Raw genomic sequence first — 18,519 nt, 5'->3', positions numbered from 1 at the left:
ATCTGGTTCGGCTGAAACGACGGTATACTGGCAGGCGATGTCGAGGAAATGTGGGACAGGGTTTCCCTGATCGAATATCCATCCCTCGCGGCCTTCCGCAGCATGACCGAGTCACCCGAATACAAGGCCATTGACATCCATCGCGAGGAGGGTATTCCCAGCCAGCTCGATATAGGTGTGCGGCGCGGGTGACGGGGTTGTCTATGTCTTTTTCCGCTGAAATAGATTCCGTACATATTCCACCCACCCGCTCAGTTTGCTGAAATTTCGAGCGTAAGATTGGTCGATGTCTTTGTAGTAGGTCAAAAAATCAATCCGCTCGGCCTCTCTGAATGCCTGATCTGAAAATGGCCGACCGTCAATTAAGCCATGTTGAACCATGTCAGCATGTAGCGCCTCAGGATCCCTTATGTAACTAGGACAGTCTGCATGATTCAGGCCGCGTCTATTTAGTCCGTCAATAAGAGTATCCGGCTTGCCCAAAACCGTAAAAGAACCGCGAGGACGTAGCGTAGACGCAAAAATCTTCTCTCCGGTTTTTCTGCGGGGAATCATGAAAATTCGGGCCTTTGTTCTAGGCAACAATTCAGCACTGTAAATGCTGCTACCCTCGGCAAAGACAATGCGGTCCGCATTTTCAATCATAGAAACCTGTGTATGAATGTCGTGATGTTCCGGCTTCACGTACTGAAAACCGGATTCTTCAAGGAGGCGACCGAAGTATCTTTCGCCGAGCATCGCCCCCCTATGGAGGATATGTGTTCGTCCGAAATATATGTTCTTTGGTGTGCGTGAGGTTTTGACGATTGGAAGGCTTTCGAGATAGTGCAGATACCAATTGTGCGGCGTACTTCCAAGTCGGCTACCTGGTTCGAAGAACTCCAAAGTCTCCACAATAGTTGGCTCGCGGATGATGTAAACATCGTCTCGCATTACCCCGAATAGCGAGACAACATCGAAGAACCAATTCGGAACCACATCAACAGGGCGCGGAAAAAATGCAAAGACGACGCCTTTGTGGCGCCGTCGATCAAACGCCCATAGGCGGATGATACTGTCAACTATGACGTGCCCGAAGTGGACTTTGAGCGGACCCCCATAGAGATAGGTGCCCTTGAGTGGTGAGGACTGAACCAGAGGCAGCTCACTCGGGAACCTGTCGCGCACCCGGCCATGCCGCATGATGCGTCCATGTTCCGGAATTACACTGTGGTCCGGGCCTCCAACCCACGCGCGGAAATAGGGGAGGATCAGAACGCCATGACGGACGTCGGGCGTGGATGGCCTTGGCCATCTCGCTGTTTCGATAGGATATGACTCCATTCGCCCCCTCGCCGGAAGAAGTAACCTGAGCGTCATGAGCCCCAACTCTCGTTCATCTGGAATGAGAGTTCTTGCAAATATTTGAGCCGGTCCCACCGGGTGTTGCAACAGGTTAGAGCGAGGAGACCCTGAAAATCTCAGGCATCGTGCTTGGAGAGACGTCACGCGAATGGTCGACATCGACGTTCTGCGGTGGTCTCGAGATTGCTATAGAGATGCGCTGCAATGAGGGTGTGTCGGTCATGTACGGGTCGATATGAAGCTTTCTATCGCATCGGGAAATCTTAAACATTTGTCAGAATTCCATCTTCGATTTTCGCCATCGAACTCGTTGCCACCGAGATGCCGCTGCAATGACACGTCGCGCGCGCGCATAGGGCGTCCCCTCTACCAGCTCCACAATCATCTTTGCCGCTTCTCCGATCGTCAGGGTCTCGCGGCCAGTTTCCTCGCCCGTTAGCAACAGTTCCGGCGCAAATTTATTCTCGCAGGAAAAATATTCGCGAAACAGCTTGTCGTTGGACGGCCGGAAGAACTCTAGAATGGCGCGACGATCTGCCGTCGACAGTAGTTTTGCCGCAGAGCGTCCGCTTTCGAATTGCTTCTGCAGTAAATCGATAGTTATCTGGCGGACTTCTGGATCGTCGCATTGAGATTTGGAAAGGCGCATCAGCTCGGTTGCCTCGAGCGAGGGACTCTTGTTGATATCCTTGCTCGCCTTGAACCGATCCATCATAGAGGCAAGGGGAGGGCTCTCCGTGCGTCGTTCGTCGACGCAACGTAGGAAATCCGCGGGTACGGTGATCTCCCGGTTATAGAGGCGCGCCGCCACGTTTTCCTTGCCGAAGACCCGCGCCCAGTTGGACACCTGCTGGTATATGTCGAGGTCGCGGCTCATGCTAACAGGGTGATCGAGGTGGGTATGGATCGGCTGGGCATAGCGATGGCGCGGGCTCTTCGCACGCTGCGTATATGTCGACACATATCCTTCGTCCTGCCGCCGTGCATAAAACACGACGACTGGCGTGAATTCATGGAGCTGGTCGTGCAGGAACTGGATCGCCGTCGTGTCTGCAGGAAAGAATGCCTCGCTCGAAATGATCGCCGTGTCAGCACGGGAGGATTTAATCTCGTTGAGAATCGGTACGATATCGGCCTCGCGCGACGGTATCTGCCGGTCATTTGGATCGGTCTTTCCTAGGATCGCAAAAGCAAGGCGGTGCTGTGCGTCGAAGTCGCTTAGATGCGCGATCGGATAGAAGACGCCGCGCTTCAGCAGTGCTTTCTGGTTGTTGAAGAGAAATCTCTGCAACGACGAAGTGCCCGTTTTGTGCGGGCCGATATGAATGAACAGTTTTTGGCGCATCGTTATGTCTCTGGTCGATAGCAGGTGATCCGCGGTGCCGGATTTGAGCGCTGTCGGTCGAGCGGCATTCAGGATCGTTTCCTGCCACGGCCCTTTTTTGGATTTTTTCGCCACTGGTACAAGCCAAGGACAATGGCGACGAGGAATCCCAGTTGCTGGCGTATCATCGTCCTCGCGTCGGGCAGGAAGTAGGCATCGTCCTTGATCGGCGCGAACAAGCTGTCTTTCTTTTCTGCAAAGTAAACTTTCTGCACCCAGAGATTGGACGAAGTGTATTTTGCGACGATCGCGCGCCGTTGCGCGGATGTCAGCATCGACTCCTTGCTGTTCTTGACGTACCGGTCTCCCGTGATGTCATGCACGAATTCCTGAAACCGGTTGTCATGGGCATCTCTGAAAATCCGCTTGTTGCCCTTGACCATTTCCATGATGGCTTCCGCGAAGCTCGGATTGGCTTGCCGTTCCGGATAGGCGAATGAGTCGAATGGGGCGGCAAGACCCAGCAGATCGAAAAAATCGGCAATGACGTCGCCGTCCTTGAGCTGCGCACGATCGAATATCCGTACCCTGATATTGGCGCGCGGGATGACTTTCTCCCAGTTGACCAGATAGGCCTGCCAGTTGCCAAGCGCGCCGACCACAGCGATGAGCCACGCCAGCAAATCCTCCTGCACCTTGGCGTTCCACTGCTGCCAGGCCGACAGGATGAATTCGTCCTGCCGCCGGATATAGAGGATCGCTTCGATATCGTGATCTTTGACCAATCCCTCGAACAGCGAGGGACCTGCGCCATAGGAGGCCAGGTTCTCGGCGCTGATCACGATCGTTGATGCATCGCCCGCCTTCTCGAACAGCGCCGCGATGGCGGCCTCGAGCGCTTGGCGGCCGGCGGCCGGATCGTCGTTCCACTCGCGAAACACCCGGACGTGATTGCCATATATGCGCCCGCTGAGATTGAGATCGTTGTCCGGAACGACAATGCCTTCCCGGCGCAGGGCATCGACATTGAGGTCGAGGAAATTCTGGATGGCCGAGCTGCCGGTCTTGCCGGCGCCGATGTGAAGAATGATTTTCCGTCGTCTGTCCACATCGTGCCCCTGCATTGCACCATACGCGCTCGGCGGCACCCGCATCGCGCGCCCGTCCGGAGGTCGGGAGAATACGAAAATTCGCCGATTCCGGCCAATGGCTGCGCCATGAACCCCTTGCCGTGCCCCCGTCGGCGGCGCATCATATATCGCTGTTGCACACGCGCAACGAGAATGCCGGTCCATCGAGCGGCCTCTCGGGGAGGGGAGGCGGGCCGGCAAGAAAAGTCAAACGGGGAGGTGGATGCATGTCGAAGCGTCGCGACGATATTGGTGCGGGCATCGGCGAGGAAGCCGCCGAAACGCCGAATGTTCTGAGTCCGATTGTCGGCATAAGCCGCGAGGATGTGTTCGCGGCCATCGGATCAATCCTGGGCGGCGCGGCGCGTCAGCCCTTCACCGTCATGCAGCATATCGGCTCCTTCGGTCGCAACGTGGTCGACATTGTGGCCGGTGAGGGCAAATTCGCGCCCCAGCCCAAGGATCGCCGCTTCGTCGATCAGGCCTGGCAGAAAAGTCCGGTCTATCGCCGCATGATGCAGGGCTGGCTGGCCTTCCAGACGGAGGTGCACGGTTTCATCCGCTCGCTCGATCTCGACCCGGTCGAACACGGCCGCGCCATGCTGGTCGCCGACATCATGATCGATGCCGTCGCGCCAACCAATACCCTCGTCGGAAATCCCTCCGCCGTGAAGCTCGCCCTCGACACCGGCGGTTCGTCGCTTGTGCAGGGCTTCCGCAACGCCATCGACGATTTGCGCAACAATCACGGCATGCCCTCGCAGGTCGACAAGTCGCCATTCAAGGTCGGCGGCAATCTGGCCACCACCGAAGGCGCGGTCGTCTATCGCACCGAAATGCTGGAGCTGCTGCAATACACGCCGAAAACCGAAACCGTCCATGCGGTGCCGCTGCTCTTCGTGCCGCCGCAGATCAACAAGTACTATGTTCTCGATCTGACGCCCGAAAAGAGCATGTCGCAATATCTGGTGCGTCAAGGCTATCAGGTCTTCGTCGTCAGCTGGCGCAATCCGGGTCCGGAACATCGTGACTGGGGCCTGGCGGATTACGTCACGGCGCTGGTCGAGGTGATTGGCGTCGTCTGCTCGATCACCGATTCCGAAAAGCTCAACATCTCGGGCGGCTGTTCCGGCGGCATCACCACGGCGACGCTGCTCAGTCATCTCGCGGCCATCGGCGACACGCGCGTCAACTCGGTCACCTTCTGGGTCTGTGTCCTCGATCCGCGCATGGAGGACAGCGATGTCGGTGTGCTGGTCACCAGGCGCGGCATCGAAATGGCGCGAAAACGCTCGGCGAAAAAAGGCGTGCTGGCGGGCTCCGATCTGTCGCGCGTCTTTGCCTGGTTGCGGCCCAACGATCTGATCTGGAACTACGTCGTCAACAATTACCTGCACGGCCAGAAGCCGCCGGCCTTCGACGTGCTCTTCTGGAACAACGATTCGACCAACCTCACCGCCGGCCTGCACTCGGACTATCTTTCGCTTTACGAAACGCAGCCCTTCGCCAATCCGGGCAAGGAGGAAATCCTGGGGAACCCGATCGACCTCGGAAAGGTCGACATCGACGCCTTCATCGTCGGCGGCGTCACCGACCACATCACGCCCTGGAAGGCCTGTTACCGCACAACAAGAATGCTGGGCGGCAAGAGGGAGTTCGTGCTGTCGAACAGCGGCCACATCCAGGCGATCCTCAATCCGCCCGGCAACCCGAAGGCGAAATATTTCGTTAACGATAAATTGCCGGACACCGCCGACGAATGGGCGGCGAGCGCCTCGGAAGTCCACGGTTCCTGGTGGGAACGCTGGGCAACATGGCTGGGTGAGCGCTCGGGCGAGACGATTCCCGTGCCGAAAAAACTGGGGAATCGCAAATACAAGCCTATGGAAGCCGCGCCGGGCACCTATGTATTGGGCTAGGCGTTCATACTTTGTATTAGACTGAATGCTCATTGTTGAGTCGCCCCGTGGAGTGGGCAACGGGCGTGAAGCCCTCCAGCCGGAGCTGTGATGACAGAAAGAAAGCCTCGTTACCGAGACGTCAGAGCGGGATCGAACATCCTGCGCACCGCAGTGTGGCATGGCGAGGGAAAGGGCAAGGCAACGGCCCGTCCGCTCCTCTTCTTCAACGGCATCGGCGCCAATATCGAACTGATCGCGCCATTGGCCGAAGCGCTGACCGACCGCGACATCATTGCTTTCGACGCGCCCGGCGTCGGTGGTTCGGCGGCGGCGGGCATTCCTTATCGTCCCTGGCATCTGGCGCGCATGGCGGCGGCCATTCTCGATGAGCTCGGCTACGACGAAGTCGATGTGATGGGCGTCTCCTGGGGCGGCGCGATGGCGCAACAATTCGCCTTCCAGTTCGGCGCGCGAGTCCACCGGCTCATTCTCTGCGCGACCTCCGCCGGTTCCTTGATGGTGCCGGGCAATCCCAAGGCGCTGATGAAGCTCGCCCATCCGCGCCGCTATATGGATCCCGCTTATCTGATGAAGCATTTCGAGATGCTTTATGGCGACGAGACGGCCGAGGCGCCGGACCATTCGAGCCGCCTGCGCGCGCCGACCATGCGCGGCTATTTCTACCAGCTGCTGGCCGGCATCGGCTGGACCAGCGTTCCTTTTCTGCCCTTCCTGAAGCAGCCGACGCTGGTGCTGGCCGGCGACAACGACCAGATCGTGCCGCTGATCAATGGCCGCTTTCTGGCGCAGATCATTCCCGGCGCCCGCCTCGAAATCGTCAAGGGCGGTCATCTCTTCCTGGTCTCGCGCGCCAGCGAAGTAATTCCGCTGATCCGCGATTTCCTCGACGAGGCGCCACAACCGCGCCCTTTCGCCGCCAGGCCGCGCAGAGCCGCGTCTAGCGCGGCCGCTCCCTTCGCCGTCAAGATGGCCGATTGAGGCGGTTCTTCGGTTCGACACGATGACGGCGGGCCCTTCGGGGCCCGCTTGTCATTCGGACCGGCGGCATCTATATTAATGAAAGACATTAAATCATCCGGACGGGGTGCCGGCACAGGGGGGAAGAGGGGCATGAGCATCGGAAAGCGTGGCATCGGCGTTCTGGCCGGTCTGGCGGTTGTCGTCGTCGTTGCGGGCGTACTGCTGAGCCGCTACTGGATCTACATTCCGGGCCTGATCGACACCTGGCGCAGCCCGATCGGACCGAACGTTGAAATTGCCTGGCAGGAAGGTCCGGTCGAACCCGTGCAAGCTCCGTCGGAGCGCGCCCCCAACATCGTCGTCATTCTGGTCGACGACATGGGCTTCAACGAATTGTCGCTCCATGGCGGCCTGGCCGGCGGCACCGTGCCGACGCCGCATATCGACGCCATCGCAAGGAACGGCGTTACCTTCACCAACGGCTATGCCGGCAACGCCACCTGTGCGCCGTCGCGCGCCGCCATCATGACCGGCCGCTTCGCCACCCGCTTCGGCTTCGAGTTCACGCCCGCCCCCAAGGCTTTCGCCAAAAACATTGCGCGCTTCAATCGCGATGCCGGCGCGGTTTATTTCGCCGACCGCGAGCCGCTGGTGCCCGAACCCGATGCGATGACCTTGCCGGCCGACGAAATCACCATCGCCGAAGCCTTGCAGGGCGCCGGCTACCGCACCTTGATGCTCGGCAAATGGCATCTGGGTGGCACCGAAACCTCGCGGCCCGACAAGCGCGGCTTCGACGAGGCGCTGGGCTTCATGCCCGGCGCGGCCTTGTTCCTGCCGGTCAACGATCCCAACGTCGTCAACTCGAAGCAGGACTTCGACCCGATCGACCAGTTCCTCTGGGCCAATCTGCCCTTCGCCGTGCAGTTCAACGGTTCGCAGCGCTTCGCGCCGTCGCACTACATGACCGACTATCTGACCGACGAGGCGGTCAAGGCGATCCATGCCAACCGCAACCGCCCCTTCTTCATGTATCTCTCCTACAACGCGCCGCACACGCCGCTGCAGGCGCTGAAGTCCGACTACGACGCGCTGTCCCACATCGAAAACCACACCGAGCGCGTCTATGCGGCCATGATCGTCGCCCTCGACCGCGGCGTGAAGAAGGTGACGGAAGCCCTGCGCGAAAACGGGCTGGAGGAAAACACCATCATCATCTTCACCAGCGACAATGGCGGCGCCAACTATGTCGGCCTTCCCGATCTCAACAAGCCCTATCGCGGCTGGAAGATCACCTTCTTCGAGGGCGGCATTCACGTGCCCTATTTCATGCAATGGCCGGCGCGCATTCCGGCCGGCACCCTCTATGACGGCCCGGCCGCGCATGTCGACATCTTCACCACCGCAGCGGCGGCGGCCGGCGTCAGCCCGCGCACCGACCGCATCGTCGATGGTGTCGATCTGGTGAAGCTGGCGCTTGGCGAGGCGCCGGTGCCGGATCGCCCGCTCTTCTGGCGCTCGGGTCACTACAAGGCCTTGCTGAGCGGCGGCTGGAAGCTGCAGGTCTCCGAGCGGCCGGCGCGCACATGGCTCTTCAATCTCGCCGTCGATCCGACCGAGAAGAACGATCTTTCCGAAGCGGAACCCGCCAAACTCGCCGAAATGATCGCAGCTCTGAACGAAATCGATAGCGAACAATCCGAGCCGATCTGGCCATCGCTGATCGAGGCGCCGGTGATGATCGACCGGCCGCTGGGCGGCGCGCCGCGTGGACCGGACGACGAATATGTCTACTGGGCGAACTAGAGCGTTTCCAGGTGAAGTGGAAGCCGGTTCACCGTCCGGAAACGCGACAAAACAAAGACTTGGAGACGTTCATCGTTTCCGTGAAACGATGAACGTCTCTAGAACCGTCGCCCTGTCTCTGCTGGCGGCCGTGCTTGTCGCGGCCGCCGCGGCGACGGCGCTGTGGCTGCTGGGCGGATCGAAGACCGCGCGCATGGCCGCCGCCGAGCCGTCGCGCTGTCTCGCACCTTTGCCCGACAAGGGCCCGCATCCCGGCATGGTCTGGGTGCCCCCCGGAACTTTTGCGATGGGCGATACGGTCTATCCCGAAGAAGGACCGCTGCGCACGGTCGCGGTCGATGGCTTCTGGATCGACCGCACCGAGGTCACCAATCGCGACTTCGCGGCTTTCGTCGCCGCCACCGGCTATGTGACGGTCGCCGAGCGCCCGGTCGATGCAACGCTGCATCCGCACCTGCCGCCGGAAATGCAAGAGCCCGGCGCCGTCGTCTTCATCATGCCCAACGACGTCGACGGCATGGGCGATATTTCGCAATGGTGGCAATACATCCCCGGCGCCGACTGGCGCCATCCCGGCGGCCCGAAAACCTCGATCGACGGCCGCGACGATTTTCCGGTCACCGCCGTCGCGCTCGAGGATGCCCGCGCCTATGCGCGCTGGAAGGACCATCGCCTGCCAACCGAAGCGGAATGGGAATGGGCCGCCCGCGCCGCCGATCCCGACGCGCGCCCGGCGCATGAACGCCCGAAGGAGGCCAACACCTGGCAGGGCCTCTTTCCGGTCGTCAACACCGCCGAGGACGGCTTCGTCGGTGTCGCGCCGGTCGGTTGTTTCGAGGCCAACGCGCTCGGCCTCCACGACATGATCGGCAATCTATGGGAATGGACGGCCGACGCATGGGACGGCCGCCGCGACGCCCATGTCATCAAGGGCGGTTCCTATCTCTGCGCGCCGAACTATTGCATGCGCTACAGGCCCGGCGCGCGCCAGCCGCAGGAGATGGATCTTGCCACCTCCCATCTCGGCTTTCGCACCGTGCGCAACGCGCCGCTGCCCGAACTCGAACCCTAGCGCACCACCAGGCGTCGAAGCCCGGCGGGTGTGAAGTCGTCGTCCTTCAGCGTATCGGCATGATAGTCAGGCGCGGCTTCTTGCGCCTTCAACCCCTGCACATGATAGCGCCCACTGGCGAAATCATAGGCGATCTCGGTATCCATCGCGCAGAACGGCACCTCGTAATAGTTCTGCACATGGGCTTCCTGCGCCCGCGTCACCGCGCCGTCGGCGCCGTAGAGGTCGGTCTGCACGATCATCCACGTGTCTTCATCGACATAGAGTGTCCGCCGGTGGAAGGCGTGGCGCTGCCCGTCCTTCAGCCGTCCATCGAGCACCCACACGCGATGCAGTTCATAGCGCACCGCTTCCGGATTGAGGTGGCCCGCCTGCAGGATATCAGCATAACTGAAGTCGCCCGAACTCAGCTTGTAGGTGTTGTAGGGCGTCAGGATTTCGCGCTTGCCCTTGAGCGTCCAGTCGTAAAGGTCGGGCGCGCCGTTATACATGAACTGCATGTCGCTGAAGCGCAAATTGTCCGTACCCGGAATGGGGCTGTCATAAGCGCTGCGGCTGGCCGCGACGACCCGGCGGTTCTGCGGGCTGTAGAGCCAGCCGAAACGTTCCTGCTGCTTCTGGTTGATTGTGTTGTGAAACAGGAAGGCCGCCCCGGCCAGTTGCGCCGGCGCGGAGTTGACGCGGATCCACTTCGATTCGACGTTGTTGAGCTCGCCGATATCGCCGAGCGCCGGATCGGTGTAGCTGACGATGCGCCGGTCGAAGCTCTGAACGATCGTGTAGTTGCCGCCGCTGCTTGGCGCGGCCGCCGCCACATGCATCGTGCTCTTGTGCCCGCGATAGCCGAGAATGTGGTTCCAGATGATTTGTTTGGCCTCGGTCGGAACAGGGAAGGGCGAGGCCATTCGCGCGCCCTCGACGCTGTTGCCGTCGGCGACAAGCTGCGCGTTGGCGGCATTGTGCTTCACCGCGTCGTAAACGGCCTGCGGATAGGCGCAAGAGCGCCGGGCCGGATAGACGTTTAGCTTGTAGGTCGCATGCGCCCGCATCATCGCCTTCTGGCCCTCGGTCAGATGGGCGGCATGCTGTTCCATGTTGCCCGCATCCACCGTGTAGAGGACCGCATCGCCGGCGAAGGGATCGACATGCTTCTGCCCGGCCACATAGCCGGCTGGCGGCGTCGCGATGCCGCCCGTCCATTCGGGGATCGTGCCGGCCGCATTGCCGGCGCGTTCGGCGCCCATCGGCGTCAGATCGGCCCCGAGCCGCGCCGGGTCGGCACTGGTGGCGCCCGCCATCAGGGCGGAAAATGTCATGGCAAGGACGAGGCACGATGCCTTGTTGGTCTTCATGCTGCTTTCTCCCTGTTCCCGCCGTCGGTTTCGCTGCGGCGAGTTTTTTGCCGATTGCCTGTAATGACAATTGGTCAGTTGCACGAAGCGTATCGTCTGCCCCGGCAAGCGACAAAGCCGCAATTGTCAACTTGCCTGCAAATTGCGTCTATATCGGGGGTGATCTCGGCACGCCGCATGTTTTGGAATTGCTTTTCGGGTCCTTGAGCGCTGCCGATGACATGCCAGGCGCCGTCTCGGAGGCCGTCTGTGCAAGGCCGGCTTCGGCCGCCAGCCATGCGCTGGCCGTCGATGGCGGCTGCGCGGCGCAGTAGGTCTTTGCACCGTTCTCCCTCGCGAATGGCAACGGCGCAGCGGTTTTCATGCGCACCGGCCCTACCGTCGCGGCGTCCCGTCCAGAGTCAGAATATCGCTGTAAAGCTCCGGCCGCCGGTCGCGGAAGACGCCCCAGTTGACGCGTTGCCGGCGGTTCTTCTCGATGTCGAATGTGGCGGTGAGAACGGCCTCGTCCCGCTCGTCCGCTTCGGCGACTTTCTCTCCCGTCGCATCGGTGATGAAGGACGAGCCGTAGAAGGTGATGGCGCAGCTCGTTCCTTCCTCGCGGCCCACCCGGTTCGAGGCAACGACCGGCACCAGATTGGCCGCCGAATGCCCCTGCATCGTGCGTTGCCAGTGGTCGCGCGAATGGATCGTCTCGTCATGCGGCTCCGAACCGATGGCGGTCGGATATAGAATGACGTCGGCGCCCTTGAGGGCGAGAACACGCGCGGTCTCGGGAAACCACTGGTCCCAGCAGATCGCCGCACCAATGCGACCGGCGCTGGTGTTCCAGACGTGAAAACCGGTATCGCCCGGGCTGAAATAATATTTCTCGCGATAGCCCGGCCCGTCGGGAATGTGCGACTTGCGATAGATACCGAGAATTTCGCCGCTATCGATCATCACCAGTGAATTATATTGTGCGTTGTTGGCGCGCTCATAGATCGAGATGGGAAGGACCGCCTTGTATTGCGCCGACAGCGCGCGAAAATGATGCACGGCCGGATTGTCGGCGACAGGTGTCGCCAGATGCATCAGCTCCGGTTCGGTGTCCTTGCAGAAATAAGGTGTCTCGAAAAGCTCCTGCAGCAGGATCACCTGTGCGCCTTTTTCGGCCGCCGCCCGCACCAGCTTTTCGGCCCGCGCGATGTTCTCGTCGCGGTCGGTGCCGCAGGCCATTTGCGTGGCGGCAACGGTGATCTCGGTCATACGGAAACTCCGGCAATTGGTGTCGTTACGATGAACCGCAGGTGGGCGGGGTCGGTGATCTTGTGCCATGATGGCGCAAGGACGGCGTTTTGTTCGTCTCGCTTCGATTTGCCACCTCGCCGGCTCTTGAACCGGGGTGCCACGAGGCTTCTAATCACCTTAGGCGAACTCGTTGCGGGCTTGAGGCGATATTCCTGCCGAAAGGATGGCGGGTAAAGGGGGGCTTGGCCAATGTTGCGTCATTTCGTTCATATCCTCGATTTCCCGAAGGAAGAGCTCCTTCGGATGATGGAACTGACGGCCATGCTGAAGCGAGCCGACAAGGATGGGGCATGTCCGCGGCTTTTGCAGGGCGCCTCGCTTGGCATGATCTTCGAGGAGCCGTCCACCCGCACGCGCGTGTCCTTCGAGGTGGCCATGACCAAGCTGGGCGGCCATGCGCTTTACCTCCGTCCCGGAGAAATCCATCTTGGTGCCCGCGAGTCGATCGCCGATACCGCCCGTGTCGTCTCGCGCATGGTCGATGTCATCGAGGCGCGCACCCTGAAACATCAGACCGTGCTTGATCTGGCGAAATACGCGACTGTCCCCGTCATCAACGGCCTGACGGATTTCAATCACCCGACCCAGGTGCTCTGCGACGCCTTCACGATGACCGAGCATGCGCCGAAGGGGAAGAAGCTTGAAGACCTGAAGCTGGTCTTTGTCGGCGACGCGACCAATGTCTGCAGCTCGCTGATGTTCATCTGCGCCCGGCTCGGCATGTCGTTCACGCAGGCCGCACCGGCGAAATACCAGATATCGGAAGCCAATCGCGCCGCCGCCCGCGAAGCTTGCGCCGAGTCGGGCGGCGCCATCGCCTTCACCGAGGATCCGACTGCCGCCGTCGCCGATGCCGATTTCATCTACACCGACCTCTGGTGGTGGATCGGGCAGGAAGACGAGGTGCCGGAGCGCCGCGTGGCTTTCATGCCGAAATTCCAGGTCAATGCGGCACTGATGGCGAAGGCGCCGCCGGCCGCGCGCTTCATGCACTGCTTGCCTGCGTCGCGTGGCGTCGAGGCGACCGACGAAGTCATGGACGGTCCGCAATCGATCATTCTCGACCAGTCCGAAAACCGCCTGCACACCGAAAAGGCGCTGCTGGTCTGGTTCGTCTATCCGCGTCTGAAACGGCCGTCGGACGCGTTGCTGGCGCGCCATCGGGGCATTGCGGAGGATTTTCTGTCGGATTTCATGTGACCTTGCGTGATGGCGCGGCGCGTCTCTTGCCGTGAGTAACGGGTTTTACTCAACCGGGGAGAATACAGATGACCGATACATCGGCAGCCGCAAATCCGCGCGGCTACAAGAAAGTCATGCGGGGATTGGACCTGACGTTGTTCACGGTCTGCGCCATTCTCGTGATCGACCAGCTGGCGGCATCTGCCGCCATCGGCCCGCAGGCCGTCTTCTGGTGGATCTTCACGATGATCTTCTTCTTTGTGCCCTACGGCCTCATTACGGCCGAACTGGGCAGCACCTACCCCGATCAGGGCGGTATCTATGCCTGGGTCCGGCGCGCCTATGGCGCGCGCTGGGGCGGCCGCACGGCCTGGCTCTGGTGGATCAACGTTGCGCTCTGGCAGCCATCGGTCTTTATCCTCTTCGCCGGCATTTTCGCCGCCCTCTTCATGCCCGATCTCGGCCTCTGGACACAGATCGCCATTGCTGTCGCGCTGACATGGCTGACGGTCTGGATCAACATTGTCCGCCTCGATGTCGGCAAATGGGTGCCCAATATCGGCGCCATCTTCAAGGTCGCCATCATGCTGGTCATCGGCATCGGCGGCTTCGTCTATGCGAGCAATCACGGCGTTGCCAACGAGTTGACCTTCGCCAGCATGACGCCGAGCTGGGGTGTCACGCTCGCCTTCCTGCCGGTCATTGTCTACAACTTCATGGGCTTCGAACTGATGTCGGGGGCGAGCGCCGAGATGAAAAATCCGGCCCGCGACGTGCCGCTGACGATTGCCGTCTCCGGTATCCTGATTGCGGCCTTCTATCTCTTCGCCACCATCGGCATCCTGATCGCGCTCCCGCTCGACGACATCAATCTTGTCAGCGGCATTGTCGACACGCTGCGCGTACTGCTGGGCGAAGGTGGCATGGCCGGCACATTCGTCATTCTGCTGGGCCTGATGGCGCTTTATTCCTTCGTCGCCAACATGGTCACATGGACGATGGGCGCCAACCGCTCGGCCGCCGAAGCGGCCCTCGACGGCAACCTGCCGTCGATGTTTGCGCGCCTTCATCCCGAGCACCGGACGCCGGCCAATGCGGCCATCGTGACGGGCATCGTCACAACCGTGGTGATCGTCATCTACGGTCTGCTGGCGGTCGATGCCGAAGACCTCTTCTGGACGCTCTTCGCCTTCTCCTCGATCATCTTCCTGCTGCCCTATCTGGCGATGTTCATGGCCTTCCTGAAACTGCGCAGCATCGACGCGGATCGGCCGCGTCCCTATCGGGTGCCGGGCGGCAAGGGCGGGGCGCTGGTCTTTGTCGGGCTCTGCATGGCCTTCATTGTCCAGGCGATCGTCTTCTTCATCTACACGCCCGGGGAATTCGATCCGACCTATGCGGTCTCGATCGTGATCGGCGTTGCCATTACGTTGCTGATCGGCGAAATCCTGGTCCGTCTTGCGGGCCGGGGCGGCGCGCAGGGCTGACCGGACGGGCGGCGGCCCAGCATGCCGCCGTCCATACCCTTGCTGGAGAGTGTGATGGTGCGATTGCTGACGACAACGCCGAAGGCGGATGGCTTTCGCATGCCCGCTGAATTCGAGCCCCATGCCGGTACATGGATGCTCTGGCCCGAAAGGCCGGACAACTGGCGTCTCGGCGCGAAACCGGCGCAGCACGCCTTTGTGGCCGTGGCCGCGGCCATCGCGCAGGGCGAGCCGGTCACGGTCGGCGCCTCGCCGCGGCAATTCGCCAATGCGCGTGCCATGCTTACGCCGCAGGTCCGCGTCGTCGAACTGTCGAACAACGACGCCTGGATGCGCGATTGCGGTCCGACCTTTGTTGTCGATGAAGGCGGCGCGCTGCGCGCCGTCGACTGGATCTTCAATGCCTGGGGCGGGCTCGATGGCGGCCTCTATTTCCCCTGGGACCAGGACGACCTGGTGGCGTCCAAGGTCGCCGAGATCGAGCGCGTCGACCGTTACCGCGCGCCGATCGTGCTTGAAGGCGGCTCCATTCATGTCGATGGCGAAGGTACGCTGCTGACCACCGAGGAATGCCTGCTCAACCCGAACCGCAATCCCGGTCTCGCCCGCGAGGAAATCGAACATGCGCTCGCCGGCTATCTCGCCGTCGAGAAAACGGTCTGGCTCGGCCTCGGCGTGGTCGATGATGAAACCAGCGGCCATATCGACAATCTCTGCTGTTTCGTGCGGCCGGGCGTCGTCGCCCTGACATGGACCGACGACAAGAGCGATCCGCAATACGAAATCTCCCGCGACGCCTTCGAGCGCCTCTCCGCCGCCACCGATGCGCGCGGCCGCCGCTTCGAGATTCACAAGCTGCACCAGCCGGGCCCCTTGTACATCTCCGAAGAGGAAAGTCGCGGCGTCGATGCGGTCGAGGGCACGCAGCCGCGCCGCGCCGGTGCGCGTCTGGCTGCCTCCTATGTCAATTTCTACATCGCCAATGGCGTGATCGCGATGCCGGCCTTCGGCGATCCGCGCGACGGCGAGGCGGCGGCGAAGCTGGAAACCCTCTTTCCGGACCGCAAGGTGCTGCCGGTCCCGGCGCGCGAAATCCTGCTGGGGGGCGGCAACATCCATTGCATCACCCAGCAGCAGCCCGCGCCGCGGATGTCGAGGGCCTGATCCGATGCGCGTGCTGGTCGCCATTGGCGGAAACGCCCTGCTGAAACGCGGCGAGGCGCTGAGCATCGCCAATCAGCGCCGCAACATCGGGAAGGCCGCCGAGGCGCTGGCCGCCATCGCCCGCGAACACGAAATGGTGCTGGTGCACGGCAACGGCCCGCAGGTCGGCCTGCTGGCGCTCGAAGCCGATGCCTACAAGGAGGCGCCGCCTTATCCGCTCGACGTGCTGGGCGCGGAATCGCAGGGCATGATCGGCTATGTGATCGAGGAGGCGATGCGCCGTGCCCTGCCGGAAAGGGAAATCGCGACGCTCCTGACCCAGACCCTGGTCGATCCGGCAGACCCTGCCTTTGCCGCGCCGTCGAAACCGATCGGCCCGCTCTATGACGAGGCGACCGCCAAGGCGCTGGCCGCCGAACGTGGCTGGACGGTGGCGCCCGACGGCCCAAATGGAAAAGTCTGGCGCCGCGTCGTCGCCTCGCCGGCACCTCACGGCATTGTCGAGATCGAAACCATCCGTAGACTGATTGAGTGGAACTGTCTGGTGATCTGCGCCGGCGGCGGCGGCATCCCGGTCAAAGCCGGCGCCGGCGGCGCGCCCGAGGGCGTCGAGGCCGTCATCGACAAGGACCTCGCCGCCTGTCTGCTGGCCATCGAACTCGGCGCCGAGCGTCTGCTGATCCTGACCGATGTCGACGGCGTCCAGGCCGATTGGGGCAGGCCCACCCAGCGCCGGCTGAGTTCCGTGTCGGCCCGCACCCTCGACCCCGCGGATTTCGCGGCGGGTTCGATGCGGCCGAAGATCGAGGCCGTCCGACGCTTCGCGCTCGAGACCGGCCACCCGGCCCTGATCGGCAATCTCGACGATGCCGGCGCCGTGCTGGCCGGCGAAGCGGGCACGCGCATCGACCCCTGATCGTCATTTGTGACAGTTTTTTGACAGTTCCGTGACAGAGGGGGGGGTACGGCTGTCTTTGCTGCTGTGCCTTGTTATGCTCGCCCGCTCCCGCCGGCGTCATGTGTGCCGGCGGGTGAGGTAAAAAAAGAGCGGAAAACCGGCCGGAAATGGTTGTAACCACGATGAGCACAAGCCCGGCCGCGAGCTTCCATGTCGTGCCGCCGCCGCCGCCGCGCCCGCGCCGCTGGAGCGAATTCGTCATCGCGCTGGCCCTGGCGCTGCTCTTGAACCTTGCCCTTATCCTCCCGTTTTTATTGACAAATCCGGCGCCGAACCCGGCCGCCGATCCGCCCGCCATCACCGTCGAGCTGGTCACCGAGGAAGAGGCCCCGCCGCCGCCGGCGCCGGAAGAGGCCCCGGCCGAGGAGGAAAAACCCTTGCAGCCACGGACCTTTACGCGTTCGGGCGGCGAGGCCGAAACAGTCCCCGGCCCTGACGAGACCGACGAAGCCCCGCCCGCCGAACCGGAGCCCGAACCACAACCCGTTGAAAGGAAAGAAGAAACCGGCAGATTGGACATCCCGGACTGGGCCCGCACCGTGGAGCGCAGCTATTCGGCGCCCGCGCCATCCACCACGACCAGCAGCGCCAGCGGTGGCGACGCCTATCTCAATAAGCTGAAAGCACTGATCACGAGCAAGGTCGATCTGAATGAAATCACGGGCTTGAGGGGCACGGCGGATTTCATGCTGCTTGTGCACAGATCCGGCGTGTTGCTCGATGCGAAGATGGTTCGATCCAGCGGCAATCCCCGGCTTGATGGCGCTTTCATCGAGGCAATCCGGCAGAGCCGGCAGCTTCTTCCTTTTCCGACTGGCTATCCGGCAGACGTCGTGCCCTTGGAACTGACCCTCACCGCTGCGGAACCGGAAAATTAGCGTCAAACCTGCCCGTTGAGATTCGCTTTGTGCCATGCCCATACCCACCCTTTCGGGTGGGTATGGGAGGGGCAATCCGGTTCAGCATCCCCTCAACAACAAGGCGCCATCGGCGTGGCCACCGGGGAGGGTCGGGTGCTGAAATCGGTAAGTAACTGGATTCGTGGAAGAAAATCCGCGCATCCCGCGCCATCGGGGGAGGATCGGATGCCTGAAAGCGCCCGGCGAGGGCGAGCTGCTGGTCCGCAGCCTCTATTTGTCGCTCGACGCCACCAACCGCGTCTGGCGACAGCTTCTGGGACACGAAAGTGCAGCTCGTGCCGGAAGCGCTTGTCGTCGAGGCTGCGCCGGTGATGTTTCCGCGCGCGCCGGTCGGCAGGAAACAGATCTGGTTCGACGCGCGCACATTGTTGCCATTTGTTATGGTCTCGTTCGACCACAAGGGCGATACGGTCGTGATGGACGGAAAGCACCCTTACGGGTCATGGACGCATGTTCATGCCCACAACATCCAGACCACCCGCATCACCCGCCTTGAACAGGTCAAACAGGTCAGGGGTAGTCACACGATGATGGTCAACGACCGGTCGGCCTGTGATCGCTATCTGACCATCCATGCGCCCCGTCGACTGGGCATATAGTCTTTATTC

General features: G+C 61.7%; 16 protein-coding genes. 11 read left to right on the top strand and 5 right to left on the bottom strand.

The annotated features are described in order from the left end of the window. The first annotated feature begins 48 nt into the window (after positions 1-48). Positions 49-192 (top strand): DUF1330 domain-containing protein, encoded by a 144-nt coding sequence (locus Q7V31_RS05235; RefSeq protein ID WP_304732820.1) that lies wholly within the window; start codon positions 49-51, stop codon positions 190-192. A gap of 9 nt (positions 193-201) precedes the next feature. Here the strand turns inward: Q7V31_RS05235 and Q7V31_RS05230 are convergent, their stop codons facing one another. The 3 genes from Q7V31_RS05230 to Q7V31_RS05220 form a co-directional block, all read right to left on the bottom strand. Beyond that, positions 202-1,182 carry a glycosyltransferase 61 family protein gene (locus tag Q7V31_RS05230; protein WP_304732819.1) on the bottom strand — a complete coding sequence of 327 codons (981 nt, stop codon included), beginning with the start codon at positions 1,180-1,182 and terminating at the stop codon, positions 202-204. Between the two features lie 436 nt (positions 1,183-1,618). After that, positions 1,619-2,803, bottom strand: a complete 1,185-nt coding sequence (locus Q7V31_RS05225) for a hypothetical protein (protein ID WP_304732817.1) — start codon at positions 2,801-2,803, stop codon at positions 1,619-1,621. Continuing rightward, complete coding sequence (locus tag Q7V31_RS05220; protein ID WP_304732815.1) at positions 2,758-3,777, bottom strand: hypothetical protein; 1,020 nt, start codon at positions 3,775-3,777, stop codon at positions 2,758-2,760. Before Q7V31_RS05220 ends, Q7V31_RS05225 begins: the two co-directional genes overlap by 46 nt. 248 nt (positions 3,778-4,025) lie before the next feature. Here Q7V31_RS05220 and Q7V31_RS05215 point away from each other — a divergent pair, with 248 nt between their 5' ends. The 4 genes from Q7V31_RS05215 (at position 4,026) to Q7V31_RS05200 (ending at position 9,558) form a co-directional block, all read left to right on the top strand. Continuing rightward, complete coding sequence (locus Q7V31_RS05215; RefSeq protein ID WP_304732814.1) at positions 4,026-5,717, top strand: alpha/beta fold hydrolase; 1,692 nt, start codon at positions 4,026-4,028, stop codon at positions 5,715-5,717. Positions 5,718-5,807: 90 nt separating this feature from the next. Continuing rightward, a complete protein-coding gene (gene phaZ, locus Q7V31_RS05210) occupies positions 5,808-6,698 on the top strand; it encodes a poly(3-hydroxyalkanoate) depolymerase (RefSeq protein ID WP_304732812.1) in 891 nt (296 codons plus the stop codon). Between the two features lie 132 nt (positions 6,699-6,830). Beyond that, on the top strand, positions 6,831-8,486 hold the full coding sequence (locus tag Q7V31_RS05205; RefSeq protein WP_304732809.1) for a sulfatase-like hydrolase/transferase: 1,656 nt from the start codon (positions 6,831-6,833) through the stop codon (positions 8,484-8,486). An 88-nt stretch (positions 8,487-8,574) separates the two neighbouring features. Then, positions 8,575-9,558: an SUMF1/EgtB/PvdO family nonheme iron enzyme gene (locus Q7V31_RS05200; RefSeq protein WP_304732808.1), complete on the top strand. Its 984-nt coding sequence runs from the start codon at positions 8,575-8,577 to the stop codon at positions 9,556-9,558. On the opposite strand, the gene Q7V31_RS05195 is transcribed toward Q7V31_RS05200, so the two are convergent. Further along, positions 9,555-10,910 (bottom strand): DUF1329 domain-containing protein, encoded by a 1,356-nt coding sequence (locus Q7V31_RS05195; protein ID WP_304732806.1) that lies wholly within the window; start codon positions 10,908-10,910, stop codon positions 9,555-9,557. The genes Q7V31_RS05200 and Q7V31_RS05195 overlap by 4 nt on opposite strands. Positions 10,911-11,285: 375 nt before the next feature. Next, positions 11,286-12,158 carry an N-carbamoylputrescine amidase gene (gene aguB, locus Q7V31_RS05190; RefSeq protein ID WP_304732804.1) on the bottom strand — a complete coding sequence of 291 codons (873 nt, stop codon included), beginning with the start codon at positions 12,156-12,158 and terminating at the stop codon, positions 11,286-11,288. A 231-nt stretch (positions 12,159-12,389) separates the two neighbouring features. Here aguB and ptcA point away from each other — a divergent pair, with 231 nt between their 5' ends. The 6 genes from ptcA to Q7V31_RS05160 all read left to right on the top strand — a co-directional run bounded on the left by ptcA (position 12,390) and on the right by Q7V31_RS05160 (position 18,510). Next, positions 12,390-13,400 carry a putrescine carbamoyltransferase gene (ptcA, locus tag Q7V31_RS05185; protein ID WP_304732803.1) on the top strand — a complete coding sequence of 337 codons (1,011 nt, stop codon included), beginning with the start codon at positions 12,390-12,392 and terminating at the stop codon, positions 13,398-13,400. 68 nt (positions 13,401-13,468) lie between these two features. Beyond that, the gene (locus tag Q7V31_RS05180; RefSeq protein WP_304732801.1) at positions 13,469-14,869 is read left to right on the top strand and encodes an APC family permease; all 1,401 of its coding nucleotides are present in this window, start codon (positions 13,469-13,471) and stop codon (positions 14,867-14,869) included. A gap of 54 nt (positions 14,870-14,923) precedes the next feature. Beyond that, positions 14,924-16,033 carry an agmatine deiminase gene (aguA, locus tag Q7V31_RS05175; RefSeq protein ID WP_304732800.1) on the top strand — a complete coding sequence of 370 codons (1,110 nt, stop codon included), beginning with the start codon at positions 14,924-14,926 and terminating at the stop codon, positions 16,031-16,033. A 4-nt stretch (positions 16,034-16,037) separates the two neighbouring features. Continuing rightward, the gene (gene arcC / locus Q7V31_RS05170) at positions 16,038-16,949 is read left to right on the top strand and encodes a carbamate kinase (RefSeq protein ID WP_304732798.1); all 912 of its coding nucleotides are present in this window, start codon (positions 16,038-16,040) and stop codon (positions 16,947-16,949) included. Between the two features lie 197 nt (positions 16,950-17,146). Further along, positions 17,147-17,869, top strand: a complete 723-nt coding sequence (locus Q7V31_RS05165; protein WP_304732796.1) for a TonB C-terminal domain-containing protein — start codon at positions 17,147-17,149, stop codon at positions 17,867-17,869. A 308-nt stretch (positions 17,870-18,177) separates the two neighbouring features. Further along, positions 18,178-18,510, top strand: a complete 333-nt coding sequence (locus tag Q7V31_RS05160) for a DUF1329 domain-containing protein (protein WP_304732795.1) — start codon at positions 18,178-18,180, stop codon at positions 18,508-18,510. Positions 18,511-18,519: the final 9 nt, after the last annotated feature.

This window comes from Parvibaculum sp., assembly GCF_030651915.1.
Lineage (GTDB): Bacteria > Pseudomonadota > Alphaproteobacteria > Parvibaculales > Parvibaculaceae > Parvibaculum.
This window is presented reverse-complemented; position numbering and strand designations above follow the sequence as displayed.

Excerpts from the sequence above, each read along its gene's own strand:
- Q7V31_RS05235 (WP_304732820.1), top strand. The coding sequence starts at position 49 with ATGTGGGACAGGGTTTCCCTGATCGAATATCCATCCCTCGCGGCCTTC.
- Q7V31_RS05230 (WP_304732819.1), bottom strand. The coding sequence starts at position 1,182 with ATGCGGCATGGCCGGGTGCGCGACAGGTTCCCGAGTGAGCTGCCTCTG.
- Q7V31_RS05215 (WP_304732814.1), top strand. The coding sequence starts at position 4,026 with ATGTCGAAGCGTCGCGACGATATTGGTGCGGGCATCGGCGAGGAAGCC.
- phaZ (WP_304732812.1), top strand. The coding sequence starts at position 5,808 with ATGACAGAAAGAAAGCCTCGTTACCGAGACGTCAGAGCGGGATCGAAC.
- Q7V31_RS05205 (WP_304732809.1), top strand. The coding sequence starts at position 6,831 with ATGAGCATCGGAAAGCGTGGCATCGGCGTTCTGGCCGGTCTGGCGGTT.
- Q7V31_RS05200 (WP_304732808.1), top strand. The coding sequence starts at position 8,575 with ATGAACGTCTCTAGAACCGTCGCCCTGTCTCTGCTGGCGGCCGTGCTT.
- Q7V31_RS05195 (WP_304732806.1), bottom strand. The coding sequence starts at position 10,910 with ATGAAGACCAACAAGGCATCGTGCCTCGTCCTTGCCATGACATTTTCC.
- aguB (WP_304732804.1), bottom strand. The coding sequence starts at position 12,158 with ATGACCGAGATCACCGTTGCCGCCACGCAAATGGCCTGCGGCACCGAC.
- ptcA (WP_304732803.1), top strand. The coding sequence starts at position 12,390 with ATGTTGCGTCATTTCGTTCATATCCTCGATTTCCCGAAGGAAGAGCTC.
- Q7V31_RS05180 (WP_304732801.1), top strand. The coding sequence starts at position 13,469 with ATGACCGATACATCGGCAGCCGCAAATCCGCGCGGCTACAAGAAAGTC.
- aguA (WP_304732800.1), top strand. The coding sequence starts at position 14,924 with ATGGTGCGATTGCTGACGACAACGCCGAAGGCGGATGGCTTTCGCATG.
- arcC (WP_304732798.1), top strand. The coding sequence starts at position 16,038 with ATGCGCGTGCTGGTCGCCATTGGCGGAAACGCCCTGCTGAAACGCGGC.